Genomic DNA, 18,163 nt, shown 5'->3' with positions numbered 1-18,163 from the left:
AGCCGTGCCATCACTTGTTAACGCAGCGGCGGCAGGGGATCAGCGGGCTGGGCGACCGGCCGGGTCCCGGTGGATGGCGAAGGCGGCCAGCACGCCGCCGGCGAAGCCCGCCACATGGCCGATCCAGCTCACCCCCGGCGGCGAGGCGAAGGGCAGCAGGCTCGGCAGGATGCCGCCCCAGGTCAGCAGGCAGAACACCGAGAGCAGCAGGCTGAGGGGGTGCTTCTCCAGAAAGCCGATCACCATCAGAAAGCCCAGCAGCCCGTAGACGACTCCCGAGAGGCCGTGGCTGCCGTTGGGCCAGAGCAGCCACACCGGGATGGCCGTGGCGTAGACGCCGATCCACACCGCCAGGTAGTCGCGCCGGCCCTTGGCCAGCACCAGCCAGGAGAGCGGCAGAAACAGCAGCGTGTTGCTGATCAGGTGGCCGAAGCCGCCGTGGCTGAAGGGCGCGGTGAACACGCCCAGCAGGCTGCCGCCGGCCGCCGCGGGCAGCATCGGCAGGTTCCAGCGCCCGCCGAACAGCAGCTGGTCCACCAGCTCCTGGGCCCAGGCCACCCCCACCAGCAGGAGTGACAGCTGGAAGCCGGAGCGCAGGCGACGCGTGATCACCGCGGCGAAGCAAAGCGGCATCAGCCTGGCAGGCCCAGGGCAGCAGCGGGGTGCCGGGGTTGGGCCGGCCGGCGCGGGCCCGGGCCAGGCCTGCCAGCATCGGCGCCTCCGTGCCGCCCTGCCCCGTGGTCGTGTCCCAGCCGAACGGATCGGCGCCCAACCCTGCTCCGCCCAGCCCCGCCGAGCCCAGCCCCCAGCAGCGCCGCCAGTGGCTGCTGGGCCCCAATGCCGGCGCCTGGCACGGCACCTTCATCCGCTGCGGCGCCGATGGCCTGGAGCAGGAGCGGTTCCCCACCCGCCTGGCGGTGCAGGAGCAGGACGGCACGATCGACGCCTCCCTGACCTACGTCCACACCGGCCAGGTGCGCAGCATGCGCTTCGCCGAGCCGCCGCCGGAGATGCAGATCAGCCCCGCCGGCCACTGGAGCCTCGGGCCCGATCGGATCGGGCCCTGGCCCTTCTTCGCGGAGCTGTGCCTGGTGCATGGCGATCGCCGGCGGCGGGTGGTGCTGCGCCATGGCAGTGAGAACCCCGAGAGCCTGGTGGTGGTGGAGGCGCGGCCGGGCCTGGCGGATCCGGCGCCGGCAGCGCCCCTGGTGGCGGCCCTGCTGGGCCCAGGCCACTGGAGTCCGGAGCCGGGGCTGGAGATCACGACGGCCAGTGGCCGCTGCCTGGGGGATCCGGTGTGCACAAGCCTGCGCTGGAGTCCGGAGCCGGGGCTGGTGCTGGAGATCAGCCGCCGCTACGGCGCCAGCGGCCTGCTGGAGCCCCTGGCCGGAGACGGGGGCGCGACCGGTCCGACATAGGATATTGCAACTCACTTGCAATAAGCGGCGTCGATGCGAACGCCTCCCCGGCTCGCCGATCTGGCCCCCGGCCAGTCCGCCACCATCGGCTCCCTGGCGGCCGACTCCGGCCTGGGCCAGCGCCTCGCTGCCCTCGGTCTGCGCCCCGGCCAGCGCGTGGAGCTGCTGCGCCGCGCCTCCTGGGGAGGGCCGCTGCACCTGCGCGTCGGCATGACCGAGCTGATGCTGCGCCGCCGCGACGCGGCCCGGGTGGACCTCATCGCCCTGGAAGGGGCCGCGTGAGCCACTGCCAGAGCCCCGTCTGGAGTGCCCCCGCCGGCCAGGCCACCATCGCGGTGCTGGGCATGCCCAACACGGGCAAGTCGACCTTCTTCAGCCAGCTCACCGGCAGCCACGCCCATATCGGCAACTGGCCTGGCCTCACCGTGGATCTGCTGCAGGCCGACCTCGACCTGGAGGGTCGCCCCGCCCAGCTGGTGGATCTGCCCGGCATCTACGACCTGCGCGGCCACTCCGAGGACGAGGCCGTGGTGCGCCGCTTCCTCGAATCCACCCCGATCGACCTGGTGGTGGTGATCCTCAACGCCAGCCAGATCGACCGCCAGCTGCGCTTGGCCCTGCAGGTGCGCCAGCTGGGGCTGCCGGCCGTGCTGCTGCTGAACATGGCCGATGAGGCCCGCCGCTTCGGGGTGAGCATCGATGCCGAGCGCCTGGGGGCTGAGCTGGGCCTGCCGGTGCTGCTGGTGAGCGCCAAGTACCGGCGCGGCCTGGCCCAGGTGCGCCAGGCCATGGTGTGTGAGCTCGCCCCACCTTCAGACCCCTCAGTCCCCGCCGGGGCCTCCGCTGCGGCGGCCCGGCCCGCGCCCATTCCGCTGCTGGAGCCGATCCTGCAGGCCGGCGAGGCGGAGCTGCCGGAGCGGATGGCGGCCCTGCTGGCCGCGGCGGTGCGCCTGCCGCCCCAGTGGCGCGACCGGCTCACCCGCCGGCTCGATGGCCTGCTGCTGCACCCGTGGCTGGGGCTGCCGCTGTTCTTCCTGGCGATGGCCCTGATGTTCCAGGCCATCTATGCCCTCGGCGTGCCGCTGCAGGAGGCCCTCGGGTCCCTGCTCGACGCCTTCGGCAAGGGCGTGCTGACGCCGCTGCTCTCCGGCCTGCCGCCGTTTCTGAAGGGCTTCCTGCTCGATGGCCTCTACCAGGGCCTCGGCACGGTCACGGCGTTCCTGCCGGTGATCTTCCTGTTCTTCCTGGCCATGGGCGTGCTGGAGGACAGCGGCTATCTCTCGCGGGCCGCCTACCTGATGGATGCCTTCATGGAGCGGCTCGGCCTCGATGGCCGCAGCTTCGTGCTGTCGCTGATGGGGTTCGGCTGCAACGTGCCGGCGATCCTGGGCACCCGGGTGATGCGCAGCAGCGGCCTGCGGCTGCTCTCGATGCTGATCATTCCCTTCTCGCTCTGCTCGGCCCGGCTGAATGTGTTCCTGTTCATGGCGGCGGCCTTCTTCCCGTCGCGTCAGGGGGGCCTGGTGATCTTCGGCCTGTATTTGATGAGCTTTGCGGCGGCGATCCTCACGGCCCTGCTGTTCAAGGGACGCTTCGCCAGCGATGAGCCGCTGGTGCTGGAACTGCCCCCCTACCGCTTCCCCACCCTGCGCCAGATGTTCAACCGCGCCTGGGCCGAGGTGCGGCACTTCTGGTTCTGGGCGCGTCGCTTCATCATCTTCGGCGTGGTGGCGGTGTGGCTGCTCAACAACCTGCCGCTGGGGGTGGCGCCGGCCTCGGCCGCCTCGCTCTCGGGTCGGCTGGGGGAGCTGCTGCAGCCCCTGCTCGGACCGATCGGCATCAACCCCAAGCTCACCGTGGCGCTGCTGTTCGGCTTCATCGCCAAGGAGATCGTGCTCGGCGGGCTGGCGGTGATCTATGGCCAGGCCGATCCGGCGGCCCTGGGCCGCGCGGTCGCCAGCGATGTGAGCTGGACCCAGGCCGTCAGCTTCATGCTGTTCACCCTGCTCTACACGCCCTGCCTCTCCACGGTGGCGGTGATCCGCAGCGAGTCGAAGCGGCTGGGCTTCACGGTGTTCAGCGTGCTGTGGTCGCTGCTGCTGGCCTGGCTGGTGAGCTTCGTGTTCTTCCAGGGGGCGAACCTGCTGGGTTGGGGATGACGGATCCATCGGCTCCCACCGTCCGCCACCCCCAGCCCGACGCGAACCCCGGAATGGCCCCGACGCTGATCCCAAGGGTGAGCCAGGGGACCCAGGCCCCACTAGCCTGACCACGATTGGGAGTCTGGATGTTTCAGGCGGAGATGCGGCGCCTGCGGGGCAGTCAGATCCAGGCCAAGGAGCGGCAGTTTCCGCTGTTTCTGCTCTGCACCCTGCTGCCCCTTGTCGCGCTGCCGTTTGCTGACGTTCAGGGTTCTTTTCTGGAGCGCTATAGCCTGCCGTTGGCCGTGGATCTGCTGATTCTGCAGTCGATGCGGGCAATGCCGGCCTGGCAGTCGTGCATCGGGCCCTTGAAGGTCAATGATCTGTATCGATGGCTGGGGTGGCTGGGTGTCATCAATGCGTGGATTCCGTTTCTACTGGGGTACAATGTGCCCTTGGGTCTGCGATTTGTCTTCATCGCAATCCGTGCCGCATTCTTTGTCCTGACGGCGATGCGCGTCGTTCAGGTTCTGGCGGCGAGTCAGGTGGTGAATGCTCGCAGCCTCATGCTGGGGGCCGCCGGCTACATCCATCTGGGTCTGACCGGTGGTCAGCTGGCGACGGCACTCCAGGTCATTGATGCCGATAGCTTTCGCTTGGGATCGATGGCGGCAGGCGAGGAGCTGGTGGCCAGGCTTTCTTATTTTTCCTTTGTGACGATCGGCACCCTCGGCTATGGCGATGTGGTGCCTGCGAGCCCCATTGGTGAAAGCTTTGTGGTGCTTCTCAGCATCACAAGTACGCTTTACGTGAGTCTGTTGATCGGTCTTCTGCTGAGTCGCTACATTGACTCGCGCACCAAGCTGGCCATCCGCGAGGTTGAAGACGAGGCCCTGCGCCCATGAGTGTCATGTCCAGGCGCCAGGCTGAGCAGATCCGCGCCAGGGAGCATCGCTTCCCCTGGTTTCTGCTGGCTGTGCTCTTGCCGATTCTGGCCATGCCCTTTACCAGGCTGGATGGCAATCTTTTCGAGCGACTGTGTCTGCCAGTGGTGGGGGCTAATCTTGTGTTGCAGTCGCTGCGGATCATGCCGGCCTCCATTCAGGCTGGCCATCTCCCTGGTGGGGCTTACGCTTATCGCGGGCTGGCCATTTGTACGGTGATCTCGGGTTTCCTCCCCTATGTTCTCGGCCGCAATGCGTCCCATGGGCTTGTGCTGTTGCTCTTGGTTGGGGGCTGCGGGTTCTACCTGCTCACGGTGACGCGAATTGTCAAGATCCTGGCACGCGTTGAAGGCGTGAGTGTCAGCACGCTGTGTCTTGGTGCGGCTGGCTATGTTCACCTTGGCTTGACGGCGGGGCAGTTGGCCACATTTCTTGAGGTCCTACAGCCTCGGAGCTTCAATCTCGGCACGATGCTGCCTGGTTCGGAGGTTGTTGAACGGCTCACGTATTTCAGCTTCATCACGCTGGGCAGCATCGGCTATGGAGATATCCTGCCGGCCACCCCTCCGGCTGAGTTCTTTGCGGTTGTCCTGAGTATTGCTGGCACCTTGTATATGAGTCTGATGATCGGTCTTTTGCTGAGTCGCTATATCAATGATCAGACTCAGGCCGTGGCAAGCGCCGCCAAGGATGAATTCATTCGCAGTGAGGATGTTTGACCATGGCTCCCTTGGTGAGTGTGATCATCCCTGTTCGGGGTAAGCCCAACGAGCTCTGGTTTACGTTGCAGGGCCTGGCCCATGCCGGATTTGGAGAGGCCAGTGAGATCATCGTGGTCGACAATGAACCCGATGCTGACGTTGAGGAGGTCTGCCGCTATTACGACAGGCCCTGGCTCCGCTACATCCCTGCGGGGGAGGTGGCGTCGGTCAACTACCCGCGCACCGTGGGGGCTGAGCAAGCTACTGGAGACTGGCTGCTGACCATTGATTCCCATGTGCTGCTTCAGCCAGGAACCTTTGATGACCTCAGCCGGCGCATCGCCGCGGGTTCCTATCCTGAGGGCGCTCTGGTGCACTTCGGGATCAGCTTTGGAGGGCCAAATATCTATGGTGGCTACCGCTTAACCCTCGACGAGAACTTCTGGGGGGCCTGGGAGCTGTTGCTGCCCGAGGGGTGTGCTGATCCCTATCCCGTGGCGGCGTCCGGTAACTGGGCACTGTTGACCCGCCGTGCGGATTGGCAGCGGTTGGGGGGATTCAATCCGGGATTCCGCGGTTACGGTGGCGATGAGATCTATATCCAGCTGAAGTATTGGCGCCAGGGAGGCCAGGTTCTGCTTGACCCGGCTCTACGGGGCTGCCATTGGTCTGGCAAGAGAGGGTACTCGTTCGACCTGGATGCATTCCTCCGCAATGTGGCTCTGGGTGGGCGGATTGTCGTTGGCGATGAGTTTCTGGAGCGCTTTGCTGAGCCCTTGGAGCGCTTCTATTCACCGCGCGCCGGCCATCCTGACCTAGTGGGTGAGGCCCTGCGTGCCGGGGCTGCCATGGCTGAGGGCCATCAGGAAACGCGGCAACTGGATGCAGCCCCGTTGACCTTTGATGACGTGCGTTCCCTCTGGCAGCGGCTCAACGTGCAGATGTAGTCAAGGCCCCGCTGCCCCCAGCTCAGGCTGGGGGCAATCCTGGATCGTCGTTGTCATCCGGCGCTGATCCCAGCGTATCGGCGAGCGGATCGTCGCTGGGAGTGTCCGAATCCAGCGATTCCGTCGGTTGCGGCATCGGCTCGGCCATCGGATCCACGTTGCTGGTGACGGGTACGGCTTCGCCGGTACCCGCCTGGGTCGCCGTGTTGGCGGTAGCCAGGTTGGGTGGTGCTGTGCCCAGCTCCTGAACAGCCTCCGCCAGCTGCTGGGGATCCGGCGGCGTCAGGGCTGGATCTTCGGGGGGCCTGGGGATGTCGGCTGCTCCTGCAGCGGGCAGGATCTCGCCGCTGGCCACGCTCTTCACGGCTTCTGCCAGGGCATTGGCCATGGGGTTCGGGGCTGCAGCAGCTCCGCTGCCGGCACCCTGGGGCGCCAGCGGATCGGGCTCATCCTCCGCGTCGAGGCCGCCTGGGGGTGGCGGCGGCGGCGCTGGCGACGGCGCGAGGGGATCGTGGATGTCGCCCGTGACGACCTGGGCATTGGGGCCAATGGCTCCGAGGTTCTGGGGGGCGACGTAGCCGATGTCCAGTTGGCTGGTTGTGTGCACCGAGCCAGGATCCACGACACCTGTCTGGGTGAGTTGGTAGTGCACGGCATTGGCCCCGTGACCCGATCCAGGCGGCTGATTGTCCTGATAGACAACGTGTCCACCACCTTGCCTTGAATAGCCAGTCCATTGGTTGGTGACGGTCTCTGTTGTGGAGGTCTCCCGCTTGAGATCGCCGGTCATTAGATAGCTGCCGACGTACTGGCCATCCCGGTAGACGTCGTACACATGGGAGTAGCTCATCGCAGCTACTTCCGACCGCGATTCTTCGTGGCCCTCCGGACCCTGCTGCGGTGCCGAGGGATGTTTCCACCAGGCATTGCCCGTCTGGAAGGCCAGCTTGGCGCTGGCATGTCCTCCGGGATTCACCACTTCACCGGCAGTGGTCGTGGTGCTGCCACTGCCACTGTGATGGGTGGTGGTGCTCGTCTGGCTTTCAACATCCTCAGGATGTTGGCGGGCCCACTGTTCGATCAGGTCCTGATTGCGCTCAAAGCCAACCTGACCGGTGTTGTCGATCGTGACCCGGCCCCAATCGCTGCCGGCCTGCTGTTGTGGCGCTCCACCGGTTGGTGGTGGCTGGCCGTGTTGGGTGATCTCCCAGCGGTGGCCTGGTTCGGGGTTGCCGAAGCCCACGGCTGGAATGCTGCCGTGCGGGTCGAGTGGCGGCGCGAGGGTCCCCGTCGGTGGTTTGTCGGGATCCAGAACCGTGGGCCGGAACTGCGGCGGAACGATGTACGGCGGCTGGGTGGGTACCGCGTTGGGCGGCTCGGTGAGGGGGTCGGGTGTGGAGGGTGTGCCTTGGGGCGGCTGCGTGATACCACCGGGCGGCTGTGTCGGTGTCTCCGTGCCGCCGCCGTTGGGCGGCTGCGTGGGCGCCTGCGTGTGGACTGGGGGTTGCGTCGGATGGTGATCGATCCACCACTGCACGCTCCATGGCTTGATGGGCCAGTCGGTTGGGAACCCCGGAGGCGCGGTTAGCTGCCCTGGTGGGGGCGCGCTGGTTGCTTCAGAGGGTGGCTGGGTGAGCTGGGTGGGCGGCTGGGTGATCGCTGGCGGCGCGTCGGTCGGCGTGCCGGTGGACGGCGGTTGGGTGGGTGCGCCGGTCTGTGGCGGCTGCGTGATGGCCGGCGGCGCGTCAGTCGGCGTGCCGGTGGACGGCGGCTGGGTGGGCGCACCGGTCTGAGGCGGCTGCGTGATGGCCGGCGGCGCGTCAGTCGGCGTGCCGGTGGACGGCGGTTGGGTGGGTGCGCTGGTCTGTGGCGGCTGTGTGATCGCCGGCGGCGCGTCGGTCGGCGTGCCGGTGGACGGCGGCTGGGTGGGCGCACCGGTCTGAGGCGGCTGTGTAATCGCCGGTGGCGCGTCGGTCGGCGTGCCGGTGGACGGCGGTTGGGTGGGGAGCGGCGGCGCCGCCGTCGGAACGGCGTAGGGAGCTGGGGTGGGAACCGGCGGCGTGAAGGTCGGTGCCTGGGGAGCAGCGGTGGGCGGCTGTGGCGCGAGGGTCGGCACCGCGGGAGCACCGGTGGGAAGCGGCGGCGCAGCCGTCGGCACCAGGGATGGCGCAAGGGTCGGTACCGCGGGGGCGCCGGTGGGAAGCGGCGGTACAGCCGTCGGCACCGCGAAGGGAGCGCCGGTGGGAAGGGGCGGCGCCGCCGTCGGCACCAGGGATGGCGCAAGGGTCGGCACCACGGGAGCACCGGTGGGCAGCGGCGGTGCAGCCGTCGGCACCAGGGATGGCGCAAGGGTCGGCACCGCGGGGGCACCGGTGGGAAGGGGCGGTGCAGCCGTCGGCACCAGGGTCGGCGCGAGGGTCGGCACCGCGAAGGGAGCGCCGGTGGGAACCGGCGGCGTGAAGGTCGGTGCCTGGGGAGCAGCGGTGGGCGCCTGTGGCGCGAGGGTCGGCAGCGGCGGCTGCGTGGGCACGCCTCCCTGGGGCGCATCGGTGGGTTGCCCGGTTGTGGAGGGCGTGACTTGTGGCGGCAGGGTGCTGCCACTGGGAGGCTGTGTCGGCGGCTCGCTACCACCGGTGGGCGGCTGGGTGATCGCCGGCGCCGACGTTTCTCGAGACGGCGTGCTGCTGGGAAGGCGCGACGCCTCCGTGGGCGCGCCACTCGCAACTGATCCTGGGTCCTTGTCGAGGGATGAGGTCGCCCCCGGGGGTTGTGTTCTCTCCGACGGGATTGGATCAGGGGTCCGGCTGCGGTCCGGGTCCTGGGGGGGCGTCAGCCCGAGTTCGTCGCCGGCCTTGTTCGGCTCGGGTGCGCTCTCACTCCAGGGGCGATCCAGGGGCGCATCGGGGAGCGCACTCGGCCAGCGCTCTCGGTCGGCTTCTGCATCCGTGATGACCGTTCGGCCCCCTTCCGGGCTGCTCTCTCGGGCTGCTTCGTAGGTCTCCCGGTCGCCGCTGTGCAGGTTCTCAAGCCCGATCAGCGCCGCGAGTCGACGCAGCAGATTGGGACGCCGTCGCTCGCTTCTGCCCAGCTCAGTGCCGATCGACGCCTGGGGCTCACCCTTGCTTGCGGGAATCTCCTCTGGCCGTTCCGGCAGGCCTGCGGCGCTGGGATCGAGGGGGTCCACGGCCATGCAGGTTGGGCCATTGCTCTGATCACCACAACCTATTCAACTCAGGGCATCCCGGCATCTCAACCGAATGCTGCGGTGATCAGCTTCGTCACACCGATGTAATCAAAACGCAATCGGCATGCTGAGGGGGCTGCCTGATGGCGTTGTCGCCCTTACGATCCGCGTAGTCCCAGATGTGCCGGTGGCGCTCAATCCAAGCTCCGGCGGCTGGAGCCCCGATCTTGCCAACAGAGACGTTCAGGCCGTGATCGCTGCTTCGATCGCGATCAATCTGCTCGTTCTTGCTGTTCCTTTCTATATCAATCGTGTCTACGTTGCGGTGTTGCCGCAGAAGGCTGGTGACACCCTGCTGGTCTTCACTGGCGTGTTGCTGGTGGTGGTGTTGCTGGACCTGATTCTCAAGATTGTGCGCAGCCGTGTGCTCACCCTGATGGGTGCCGCGGATCAGCACAATCAGCAGTTGGCTGGGGTGCGTGCCCTGCTTGCGGCACCCTTGGAGCAATCCATGGCCTCCACCCTCGAAGAGCGCGTCACCCAGTTGCGCAGTGGCTCGGTGCTGCGCAACCGCTTTCTCCAGCAATGGCTGTTCCGCTATCTCGACGTTCCCTTTGTCGGCCTGTACCTGGTCGTGATGGCGCTGATCGGCGGCTGGTTGTTCCTGGTGCCCCTGCTGCTGCTGCCGGCCTTCGTGGCCCCCGCCCGTCGCGCCGTCCGGGAATCGGCCCAGGCCCTGCGGGGGCGCCAGGACAGGGAGAACGACCGCAATGCCGTGCTGTTCTCCTGCCTTACAGGCGCCAGCACGGTGAAGGGCCTGGCGATTGAAGGCTTCCTGGTGCGTCGGCTGGAGCCGATCCAGGAGCAGCTCAGTCTGGTCACCCGCCAGCAGCAGGTGGCCGCCTCCAGGCTCCAGCAGATCGGCCAGGTGTATGCCCAGTGGTCGGCGCTGCTGGTGGTGTCGCTCGGCGCCTGGATGGCCATGCACCACAACCTCAGCACAGGGGCCCTGGCCGCCTGCACCCTGTTGAGCCGTCAGATCACCCTGCCGTTCAGCCGCTTCTTCGGCATGGCCTCCCTGCATGAGCAGATGGCTCTGGCAGAGGCGAATCTGCAGGCGGTGCAGAGCCTTCCTGCAGAGCCCCACCTCCTGAGCGGTGAGCCGGTGCCCTCCACGGGTGATCTCGCGTTGGCGGGCCAGCGGCTCCCCCAGGGATCGTTGCTGGTGCTCGATGGCGGTGAACCAGGCCAGAGCAGTCGTCTGCTGGCCGCGGTCACCGGCTTTGCCTCCACCGACACGGGCCCGATTCGCTACGCCGGGCAGCCCACCGCCAGCTACTCCCTCAGTGAGCTGCGGCGCCGCCTTCCCCTGATCACCCCCATGGACACCCTCTACCGGGGCACCGTGCTCGACAATCTCACGCTGTTCCGGCCCTCCATTCTTGGCGCGCAGGCTGTGACCCTCTGCGATGCCCTGGGCCTTTCCGCGGAGATCCAGGCCCTGCCCAGGGGATTTGACACCACCGTGGGGGAGCAGGCCGATTTCCCGCTCTCCCGGGGGCTCCAGTTCCGTCTTCAGGTGGCGGCGGCTCTGATGGAGCAGCCTGCCGCCCTGCTGATTGATCACACGGGTCGTCGACCTGCGCCCGAACTGCTCGATTGGCTGCTGCAGCTGCCCTCTGCAGCCAGTCGCCTGATCGCGGTGGCTGAGCCCGTTCCCTTGCCGGCCGTGGCTGGCTTGCTCCGATGGCGCTGGCAGGGCGATCGCCTGACGGAGGTGAGCGCATGACTGCCGCACAGGTTGCCTTGGCTCCCTCCGGTGGCGATCAGTTCTGGGACCGGCTGGAGCAGTCGTCCTCTGCCCAGGTGCAGCTGCTGCTTGAGCTGCTGGCAGCCCTGGATTGGAAGGGTGAGTCGCGGCAGTTGCGCAATGCCCTCTGTGGCTCGCCCGAGCAGATGGACAGGGTGGATCTGTTCAACACCCTCTCCAACCTGGGTTACCGCTGGACGGTGAAGTCCGTCGGTCCACGCCAGTTAGCCTCGCTTGGGGCTGGACCCTTCCCGCTTCTGCTGGAGCTGCCGGATGCGCAGGGGCGCCTGCTGTTGCTGCGGCGGGCCGAGGATCTCCCTCCTGCCGGGCAGATCAACGGCAGGGTTCACGCCTATCGCTTCATCCTCAATCCGTCCTCTGGGGGACGTCGTGATGGCCGCTGGTACCAGGCCCAGCTGCTGCGCTTCTCGCCGATGATCTGGCGGCTCTATCTGATCTCCCTTTTCATCAATCTACTGGCGCTGATCCTTCCCTATTACGTACGAGCTGTCTACAACGTTGAGATTCCTGGTCAGCAGGCGGCCGACATGTTCCGGCTGTTGCCCTTCGCCCTGGGGGGTGTGGGTCTGCAGATGTGGCTGACCCACCGCCGCCAGCTGCAGCTCGCCACCCTGGGTGCCCAGCTCGATCTGATCGTCTCGCTCCGAGCCCTGGAGCAGATCCTGTTGATGCGGCTGCCCCAGCTGGAGCGCTACCTGCCGCTCACCCTGGCGACACGGCTTCGCAGTTTCCAGGGGCTTCGGTACTTCACCACGGGCCCCGCGGCGCTGGCCCTGCTCGATCTGCCCTACGTGGTGGTCTTTCTCGCTGCGCTGGCCTCCATCAGTGCGTCCCTGGCCCTGCTCACGGTGGTGGTGGTTCTGCTGTGCATGGGCGGCATCTGGGTCGTGTCGCTCTCCGGCGCCGCCATCAACCAGACGTTGGTCTCTGGCTCGTCCGACCTGGAGCGCATCCAGCTGGATCTCCTCCAGCATCTGCCCCGCATCAAGCACCAGGGGGAGGAGCGGATCTGGCAGGCCCGCTTCGAGGGTGCCTCCGCCCAGTCGACCAAGCAGTCGCTCGCGACCTACAGGCTGCAGGAGTTGGTCACGATCCTTACCGGAGAGTTCTCACAGCTCACAGGCGTTCTGGTGCTGGCTGCCGGTGCGGCCCTGGCCCTCCAGGGGGAGGGCATCGAGCTGGGCACGCTGCTGGCCGCCATGTTCTTTGTCTGGCGCGTATTCCGGCCGTTCCAGTTGCTGTTCCAGTCGTTGATTCGCTGGCAGCAGGTGAGCCCTTCCCTCGATCAGCTCAACCGCCTGATGGCCAGTCCGGAGGTCGAGCCGGCCCCGGCTATCACCCAGCCCTGGTTGATTCAGAAGTTTGTCGGTGGTCTCGAGCTGGTGAATGTGTCGCTGCGGCTCAATGATCTGCTGGAGCCGTCCCTCAGTGCTGTGAACCTCAGGATTCAGCCGGGTGAGCTGGTGGTCATCGGCGGTCCTGAGGGATCCGGTCGTTCGGTGCTGCTGAAGCTGCTGGAGGGCCACTACCGGCCTGGCAGCGGCAAGGTGCTCCTCGATGGCTGTGATCAGCGCCAGATCCCCCTCTCCCAGCTGCGTTCAGCCGTCGGCCGCGTTGGCGAGAACCCCAGGCTGTTCCCCGGCACCCTGCGGGAGAACCTCCTCCTGGGCAATCCGAGTGCCACGGATCCCCAGATGCACGCGATCCTCGAGCGTCTTGGCCTGGAGTCGCTGCTCGACGGGGAAGGCCTGGATCGACGCTTCGCCCCGACCAAGGGGCAGGCGGAGATCTCGATGGATCTGATCTACGGCATCAGCCTGGCCCGGGTGCTGCTGAGTACGCCAGCGATCTTGCTGCTGGACGAACCGATGCTCTGGCTACGGGAGCCCCAGCGCCGGGCCCTCCTCAGCCTGCTCCAGGCCCTGCGCGGCTCCACCACCTGTCTGGTCACCGGTGACGACCCGGAGCTGATGGCTCAGGCCGACCGCCTGGTCGTGCTGCGGGCTGGTGTGGTGGCCTTTCAGGGCACCCCAGCCGAACTGCTGGCGGCACGGGGGGCACCGTGACGCCGGCCATCCCACCACGTCCCTCCGATCCCTCTGCTCCTGCCATGCCCTCCACGCCCACCCCTCCCACTGACGCCTGGAGCTCCGATGCTCAGCCGGGGCTGGCTGAAGCTGCTGGCCAGGCCCGCCTCAGTGAGGCCCTCTCGCTCGAATCGGGCCAGGTGCCCCTGAACCTGCGCCGCTGGCTGGTGGGCGGCGTGGCGGTGTTCGCGGGCTCGTTGCTGGTGTCGGCCCTGGTGCCGGTGCAGAACTACGTGGTGGCCTCCGGAGAGGTGGAACCGGCCGGCGATGTGAAGAAGGTTCAGCATCTGGAGGGCGGTGTGATCGCCCAGGTGCTGGTGGAGGAGGGCGACCCGGTGCAGCGGGGCCAGGTGCTCATCAAGCTGGATGAGGGGGAGCTGGGCACCCGTGCCCAGCAGACGGCGACCCGCATCACCAACCTGATGCTCGAGCAGCAGCAGATCCGCGATGCCCTCGGCGAGAAGGTGGTGGGAAGTCGCACCCTGATCGGCAAGCCCGCCCCCGACGTGGTGGCCGCATTCAGCGATCTGCGCAGGGCCCGGGCCGCCAACTATCAGCGGGAACTGCGCGCCGCCGAGCAGAGGATCGCCACGCTGGATGCCAAGCGCCGTGAGTATCTCGATGAGGTGGCGCTGCTCAAGAAGCAGACCAGGGCCTATGAATCCCTGGATGCCCCTGGAGCCATCCCGCACGTCACCGTGCTGGAGTCCGAGCGGCGGATCGCCAACACGGAAACCCAGCTGGCGGAGCTCGACGGCACCCGGGCCGAGGCCGTCGTGGCCCTGCAGCAGCTGAAGGCCAAGCTTCAGATGGAGGATTACACCCGGCTGGCCCAGGTCACCGGCGAGAAAGCTGAACTGCAGAGCACCCTGCGCCGGGAGCGCTCGGAAGTGGATCGTCTTCAGGTGCGCTCCCCTGTGAACGGCATCGTCAAGTCGTTCCCGGTCAAGGTGGTGGGAGGCGTGGTGGCCCCGGGCAGCCTGGTGGCGGAGGTGGTGCCCACCGGAGAGCGGCTGATGGCGTTCACCCGGGTGAAACCCAGGGACATCGGCAACCTGCGCCTGGGCCAGCGGGCGGAGCTGAAGGTGCAGGCCTACGACTATGCCCGCTACGGAACTGTGCCTGGTCGGGTCATCGCCATTTCGGCCAGTACCTTCCAGGATGAGCAGTCGGGTGAGCCCTATTACAAGGTGCGGCTCTCCCTGGATCGCGACTATGCCGGCAAGGTTGCCGGCAAGAATGTGCTGGTGCCAGGGATGACCCTGACGGCCGACATCCTCACGGATCGCACCAATCTGTTGATGTATCTGCTGGGGCCGATCCGTCGCGGTTTTGGTGATGCTCTGCATGAACAGGCCTGATGCTCAGCCTGGTGATCGGCAGCCGCAACGAGGGTGAGCTGCTGCAGCGCACCGTGGAGGGAGCGCTGGCCCTGGATCCCCCGCAAGGGGGCCTTGAGGTGTCCGTGGTTGACGATGGCTCGGTGGATGGCTGTGCCGCCTTCCTGGAGCAGCCTCCCTGGCGAGCCCTGCGGGACAGGGGGCAGCTGCGCCTGACGCGCCACGGCCAGGCTCGGGGGGTGTCGGCCGGCCGCCATCGCGGCGCGATCGGCTGTCGCGGTGAGGTGCTGATCTTTCTGGATGCCCACCTCACCTTCCCCCAGGTCGATCTCTGGCAGCAGGTGGAGCGTCATTTCGCCGAACGCCGCAGTGATCTGCTCGCCGTCGACTGCATCGATGTGCGGACCCAGAGCAGCAATGCCGGCCATGTGTACAGCAGCAAGCGCCTCTGCCATCAAGCCACCACCTGGGTGCGACAGGGCGTCGAGCCCATCAGTGGTCAGATCGTTCCCTTCGTGAATGGGGGGTTCTTCGCCATTCGTCGCGCCGCCTACGAAGCCTTGCTCGGGTTTCCGCTCTTTCTCCAGGGCTGGGGCCATGAGGATCGCTATCTCTCGATGCTGGCGGGCTATTGCGGCTATCGCTGCATGCTGGATCAGCGGCTGGCGGTGGGGCACCTCTACCGGGATGTGATGCCGGTCCATGCCGACTCCAGCGATCGCTCGGATGTCGCCGACCCCTGGCCTGCCGATGGCCTGCCGCCGGACCTGCAGCCGGACTATCACCATGCCAACACGGGCAGCCCGGAGATTCCCAGGCTGCTGATGAACAGCCTCCGCTGCGGGACGGTGCTCTACGCCCCGCCGGTGTTTGCCCAGTTGTTGGAGCAGCTGCGTTGCGATTACGGCGCGCTGCTCGATCCCGCCCTGGTCTGCCTGGAGCAGGAGCGCCCGCAACTGAGGCGCTACGGCGAGCGCCTGGGACTCACCCCGGAGCGCCAGGCCAGCGCCATGGAGGTCTTCTTTGAGCGGTTCGGCCCCTACCTGCCGATGCTGCAGGAGGCCCGTCTTCAGGCCATCCGCGGGCTGTCGCCCACTGAGGGGCTGGTGGCGATCGAGCAGCAGCCGCTGGTGATCGAGTCGCTCTCCGGCGACGATCGCCTCCACTACTGCTGCGCGCGTCTCTACATCGAGGCCTCCTTTGCCTATGACCTGCAGGACTGGGAGCGGGTCGTGCGCTGCCTGCTGCAGCTGCTCAGCCACGATCCCGACTACCTGCCCGGCCTGCGCATGCTCACCATCGCCCTGAGGCTGCTGGGGAGGCGCCGGGCCCTGCGCTTCTGGCTGCAGCACGCCGCCTCGGTGGTGGAGGCCCACCGTCCGAGTCAGGGCCCCGGGCCGATCCGGGGCTGGCACCCCGCGGCCAGCAATCCCTACCTGCGCTACCTGCACTGGACCGAGGTGGATCGCTGCGTCTGGGACGATCTCGCCGCCCTGGAGGTTGAGGAGGGCAATCCCCTGGCAGCCGCTCCCTGGCTGCTGAAGCTGCTGGAGCAGACCCCCGAAGATCGGCAGCTTCGGGAACGCCTGAACCAGTGCATTCCGCCTCCCCCATCCGATCCGCTGGCCGCGTGATTCCCAGGCTCGACCGGGCGCATCAGTTGGGGGTTGGCACCTCCGCTTCGCCAGCGCCGGTGGCGGGCTCGTCGGAGGAGGCACCCGCGCTCGGGTCGCAGCCGAGCCCCTGCTTCATCGTCTCCAGCCGGTCGATCTCGGCCTCGGCGCTGTCGATGCCCAGCTCCACGGCCCGGGCGTAGGCCACCTGGGCCAGATAGAAGACGCTGCAGGCCCGCTGCTTCGTCTGGGGATCCGGCTGGCGGGAGAGCTCCAGGCCGCTGCGCTCCATGGCCTGGCCGGCCGCGAGGGTGCGCTGGGCCTGCTCACGCGTGGCGGCGGGCGGCAGCGGCGGCGGCTCCACCTGGGCCCTGGCGGCGCCGATGGGGAGCCAGCCACCGAAACGGCCGGTGGCCAGAACAGCGGCGACGACGATGACGGCGGCGGCCGCAGGCGTCCGGCGGCGCCAGCGGCGATGGCGGCCCGCCGGGGGTCCATAGATTGAGGGGGCTGCCGGAGGCACCATGACCTTCTACGAGCTGCTCTGGGAGGGGGAGGGCTGTGGCGATGCCGCTGATCTTGCCGAAGCCCTGGCGTTCTTTCAGGACCTGAAGCCCAAGGAGCTCAGCTGGCAGGAGGTGTGCGCGGATCCCCGCTACGCCCCCACCATCCGCCGCTACCGCTCCTTCGAGGCCTTTCTCGACAACGAGGACGAGGTGGAAACCATCCTGCCGACCCTGGAGATGCTGGAGGCGGCGGCCCCTAAGGCCGCGATCGACGCCGCCGCTACTCCGGAGACCGACGGCCCCGCTGCGTGAACAACGCCCCGAAGGGTGTCGGTCAGCACCGGCTGCGGGATGGTCCAGTCGTCAAACTCAAGGAGCGGCGATAGTCCCGCCAGGGATGCCGGCGGCCATGGGGCCGCCAGCGGCCGATGCACGCCCTTTGAGGCCCGACATCCGATGGGATCCCAGCGATGACTTCAGCGAATCCGGGCCTGACCATCGGCGAACTGGAGGCCAATTACTCCCTTTACTGCAAGGCCCTCAAGCTGCTGCTCCTTGAGGGCCGCAGCCTCACCCGCATCCAGCGCACCGTCTGCTGGGAGCGGCTGGAGATCCTGCACTCCTGCCTGCCCAACCGCTACCGCGCCCCCGACTATCTGGCCGCCCTGCTGCGCCGCGAGATCAGCGAGCAGGCCGAGGGGTCGAGCCAGCCGGTCGGCTGACGGGCTGCCGGCCGGGGCGCGGGGGCGCGTCGCTGCCCGCTGGTCGGCCAGAGTGGCGGGGCATGGTTCCGGCGCGATGCAGGTCAGCGAGATCGATCTGGCGGCGGCGAGCCCGGTGAACGACCTCTGGTCGGCCCTGGTGGAGTCCCTGGGGCTGGAGCGGGGAGCCCGGGCGGCGCGCCAGGCCCTGGACCTGCAGGCCATGCACGGCACGGAGGCCACCCTGCCCCTGCTGCTGGTCGAGACCTGCGGCATCGCCCTGGTGCAGCGCCAGCAGCTGCGGGCCGCCACGGGCCTGCCGGTGCCGGAAGAGCCGGGGATCGTGCTGCTGTTCAGCCGCCGCCAGGCCGCGATCCAGTTGCTGCAGTGGCAGGGCTGAGCTTCCCCTGGCGCGGCTTCTAGCCTGAACCCCATCTCTTCCCGCTCCGATGGCGATCCCTGCGCGCTCCCTGCCCGGCATGGCCGCCCTGGCCCTGGGGGCCGTGGGCTCCCTGCTGGTCGGTGCCGCCCCGGCCCAGGCCGCCATCGACAGTGATCGGGTGATGGGTCTGTGCCTGGCGGGCTTCAATGCCGCCATGGCGGCGGCCCGCAAGACGGCCCCTCCCGGCATGGGCGATTTCACCTGCAAGTGCTTCCTGGAGCAGGTGAGCAACAACGCCAGCCTCGATCAGGCCCGCGAAACCTGCCGAACCCGGGCCGCCGCCCAGTTCACCGTGAAGTGACTGAGGT

The 18,163-nt window shown here is 67.8% G+C and carries 18 protein-coding genes; 15 read left to right on the top strand and 3 right to left on the bottom strand.

Translation table 11 applies throughout. From position 1 onward, the window contains the following. Window positions 1-39: 39 nt before the first annotated feature. Window positions 40-633, bottom strand: a complete 594-nt coding sequence (locus tag ACLV7J_RS02940) for a rhomboid family intramembrane serine protease (RefSeq protein ID WP_411867644.1) — start codon at window positions 631-633, stop codon at window positions 40-42. A gap of 110 nt (window positions 634-743) precedes the next feature. Here ACLV7J_RS02940 and ACLV7J_RS02935 point away from each other — a divergent pair, with 110 nt between their 5' ends. The 6 genes from ACLV7J_RS02935 to ACLV7J_RS02910 all read left to right on the top strand — a co-directional run bounded on the left by ACLV7J_RS02935 (window position 744) and on the right by ACLV7J_RS02910 (window position 6,151). Continuing rightward, a complete protein-coding gene (locus tag ACLV7J_RS02935; RefSeq protein ID WP_411867643.1) occupies window positions 744-1,418 on the top strand; it encodes a DUF3598 family protein in 675 nt (224 codons plus the stop codon). Window positions 1,419-1,451: 33 nt separating this feature from the next. Then, on the top strand, window positions 1,452-1,700 hold the full coding sequence (locus tag ACLV7J_RS02930; protein WP_411867642.1) for a FeoA family protein: 249 nt from the start codon (window positions 1,452-1,454) through the stop codon (window positions 1,698-1,700). After that, window positions 1,697-3,577 (top strand): ferrous iron transport protein B, encoded by a 1,881-nt coding sequence (gene feoB / locus ACLV7J_RS02925; protein ID WP_411867641.1) that lies wholly within the window; start codon window positions 1,697-1,699, stop codon window positions 3,575-3,577. Before ACLV7J_RS02930 ends, feoB begins: the two co-directional genes overlap by 4 nt. 128 nt (window positions 3,578-3,705) lie before the next feature. After that, window positions 3,706-4,464 (top strand): potassium channel family protein, encoded by a 759-nt coding sequence (locus ACLV7J_RS02920; RefSeq protein ID WP_411867640.1) that lies wholly within the window; start codon window positions 3,706-3,708, stop codon window positions 4,462-4,464. After that, window positions 4,461-5,222 carry a potassium channel family protein gene (locus ACLV7J_RS02915; protein ID WP_411867639.1) on the top strand — a complete coding sequence of 254 codons (762 nt, stop codon included), beginning with the start codon at window positions 4,461-4,463 and terminating at the stop codon, window positions 5,220-5,222. The genes ACLV7J_RS02920 and ACLV7J_RS02915 overlap by 4 nt, the downstream gene beginning before the upstream one ends. A gap of 14 nt (window positions 5,223-5,236) precedes the next feature. Beyond that, window positions 5,237-6,151 carry a glycosyltransferase family 2 protein gene (locus tag ACLV7J_RS02910; RefSeq protein WP_411867638.1) on the top strand — a complete coding sequence of 305 codons (915 nt, stop codon included), beginning with the start codon at window positions 5,237-5,239 and terminating at the stop codon, window positions 6,149-6,151. A gap of 22 nt (window positions 6,152-6,173) precedes the next feature. Here the strand turns inward: ACLV7J_RS02910 and ACLV7J_RS02905 are convergent, their stop codons facing one another. Next, a complete protein-coding gene (locus ACLV7J_RS02905) occupies window positions 6,174-7,394 on the bottom strand; it encodes a hypothetical protein (protein WP_411867637.1) in 1,221 nt (406 codons plus the stop codon). A gap of 562 nt (window positions 7,395-7,956) precedes the next feature. Here ACLV7J_RS02905 and ACLV7J_RS02900 point away from each other — a divergent pair. The 5 genes from ACLV7J_RS02900 (at window position 7,957) to ACLV7J_RS02880 (ending at window position 16,227) form a co-directional block, all read left to right on the top strand. Then, complete coding sequence (locus ACLV7J_RS02900; RefSeq protein ID WP_411867636.1) at window positions 7,957-8,094, top strand: hypothetical protein; 138 nt, start codon at window positions 7,957-7,959, stop codon at window positions 8,092-8,094. A gap of 1,365 nt (window positions 8,095-9,459) precedes the next feature. Beyond that, a complete protein-coding gene (locus tag ACLV7J_RS02895; protein WP_411867635.1) occupies window positions 9,460-11,124 on the top strand; it encodes an ABC transporter transmembrane domain-containing protein in 1,665 nt (554 codons plus the stop codon). A 17-nt stretch (window positions 11,125-11,141) separates the two neighbouring features. After that, entirely contained in the window at window positions 11,142-13,232 is a 2,091-nt protein-coding gene (locus tag ACLV7J_RS02890) for an ATP-binding cassette domain-containing protein (RefSeq protein WP_411867634.1), read from the top strand. Between the two features lie 44 nt (window positions 13,233-13,276). Then, a complete protein-coding gene (locus ACLV7J_RS02885; RefSeq protein WP_411867633.1) occupies window positions 13,277-14,614 on the top strand; it encodes an HlyD family type I secretion periplasmic adaptor subunit in 1,338 nt (445 codons plus the stop codon). Next, window positions 14,614-16,227 carry a glycosyltransferase family 2 protein gene (locus tag ACLV7J_RS02880; RefSeq protein ID WP_411867632.1) on the top strand — a complete coding sequence of 538 codons (1,614 nt, stop codon included), beginning with the start codon at window positions 14,614-14,616 and terminating at the stop codon, window positions 16,225-16,227. Before ACLV7J_RS02885 ends, ACLV7J_RS02880 begins: the two co-directional genes overlap by 1 nt. Window positions 16,228-16,249: 22 nt before the next feature. Here ACLV7J_RS02880 and ACLV7J_RS02875 read toward each other — a convergent pair whose 3' ends face one another. Beyond that, complete coding sequence (locus ACLV7J_RS02875; RefSeq protein ID WP_411867631.1) at window positions 16,250-16,732, bottom strand: hypothetical protein; 483 nt, start codon at window positions 16,730-16,732, stop codon at window positions 16,250-16,252. Here ACLV7J_RS02875 and ACLV7J_RS02870 point away from each other — a divergent pair. From ACLV7J_RS02870 to ACLV7J_RS02855, 4 genes are all read left to right on the top strand, one after another. Further along, a complete protein-coding gene (locus ACLV7J_RS02870) occupies window positions 16,731-17,024 on the top strand; it encodes a hypothetical protein (protein ID WP_411867630.1) in 294 nt (97 codons plus the stop codon). The genes ACLV7J_RS02875 and ACLV7J_RS02870 overlap by 2 nt on opposite strands. A 158-nt stretch (window positions 17,025-17,182) precedes the next feature. Further along, complete coding sequence (locus ACLV7J_RS02865; protein WP_411867629.1) at window positions 17,183-17,434, top strand: DUF3136 domain-containing protein; 252 nt, start codon at window positions 17,183-17,185, stop codon at window positions 17,432-17,434. A 76-nt stretch (window positions 17,435-17,510) separates the two neighbouring features. Further along, on the top strand, window positions 17,511-17,813 hold the full coding sequence (locus ACLV7J_RS02860; RefSeq protein ID WP_411867628.1) for a hypothetical protein: 303 nt from the start codon (window positions 17,511-17,513) through the stop codon (window positions 17,811-17,813). 49 nt (window positions 17,814-17,862) lie between these two features. After that, window positions 17,863-18,156, top strand: coding sequence for a hypothetical protein (locus ACLV7J_RS02855; protein WP_411867627.1), 294 nt, complete (start codon window positions 17,863-17,865; stop codon window positions 18,154-18,156). Window positions 18,157-18,163: the final 7 nt, after the last annotated feature.

It is taken from the genome of Vulcanococcus limneticus LL, assembly GCF_943369875.1.
Classification (GTDB): domain Bacteria; phylum Cyanobacteriota; class Cyanobacteriia; order PCC-6307; family Cyanobiaceae; genus Vulcanococcus; species Vulcanococcus limneticus_A.
This window is presented reverse-complemented; position numbering and strand designations above follow the sequence as displayed.

What these genes read in the sequence shown, in the direction of transcription:
- ACLV7J_RS02940 (WP_411867644.1), bottom strand. Translation starts at nt 633, where the DNA reads ATGCCGCTTTGCTTCGCCGCGGTGATCACGCGTCGCCTGCGCTCCGGC.
- ACLV7J_RS02930 (WP_411867642.1), top strand. Translation starts at nt 1,452, where the DNA reads ATGCGAACGCCTCCCCGGCTCGCCGATCTGGCCCCCGGCCAGTCCGCC.
- ACLV7J_RS02920 (WP_411867640.1), top strand. Translation starts at nt 3,706, where the DNA reads ATGTTTCAGGCGGAGATGCGGCGCCTGCGGGGCAGTCAGATCCAGGCC.
- ACLV7J_RS02915 (WP_411867639.1), top strand. Translation starts at nt 4,461, where the DNA reads ATGAGTGTCATGTCCAGGCGCCAGGCTGAGCAGATCCGCGCCAGGGAG.
- ACLV7J_RS02900 (WP_411867636.1), top strand. Translation starts at nt 7,957, where the DNA reads ATGGCCGGCGGCGCGTCAGTCGGCGTGCCGGTGGACGGCGGTTGGGTG.
- ACLV7J_RS02895 (WP_411867635.1), top strand. Translation starts at nt 9,460, where the DNA reads ATGCTGAGGGGGCTGCCTGATGGCGTTGTCGCCCTTACGATCCGCGTA.
- ACLV7J_RS02885 (WP_411867633.1), top strand. Translation starts at nt 13,277, where the DNA reads ATGCCCTCCACGCCCACCCCTCCCACTGACGCCTGGAGCTCCGATGCT.
- ACLV7J_RS02880 (WP_411867632.1), top strand. Translation starts at nt 14,614, where the DNA reads ATGCTCAGCCTGGTGATCGGCAGCCGCAACGAGGGTGAGCTGCTGCAG.
- ACLV7J_RS02870 (WP_411867630.1), top strand. Translation starts at nt 16,731, where the DNA reads ATGACCTTCTACGAGCTGCTCTGGGAGGGGGAGGGCTGTGGCGATGCC.
- ACLV7J_RS02875 (WP_411867631.1), bottom strand. Translation starts at nt 16,732, where the DNA reads ATGGTGCCTCCGGCAGCCCCCTCAATCTATGGACCCCCGGCGGGCCGC.
- ACLV7J_RS02865 (WP_411867629.1), top strand. Translation starts at nt 17,183, where the DNA reads ATGACTTCAGCGAATCCGGGCCTGACCATCGGCGAACTGGAGGCCAAT.
- ACLV7J_RS02860 (WP_411867628.1), top strand. Translation starts at nt 17,511, where the DNA reads ATGCAGGTCAGCGAGATCGATCTGGCGGCGGCGAGCCCGGTGAACGAC.
- ACLV7J_RS02855 (WP_411867627.1), top strand. Translation starts at nt 17,863, where the DNA reads ATGGCGATCCCTGCGCGCTCCCTGCCCGGCATGGCCGCCCTGGCCCTG.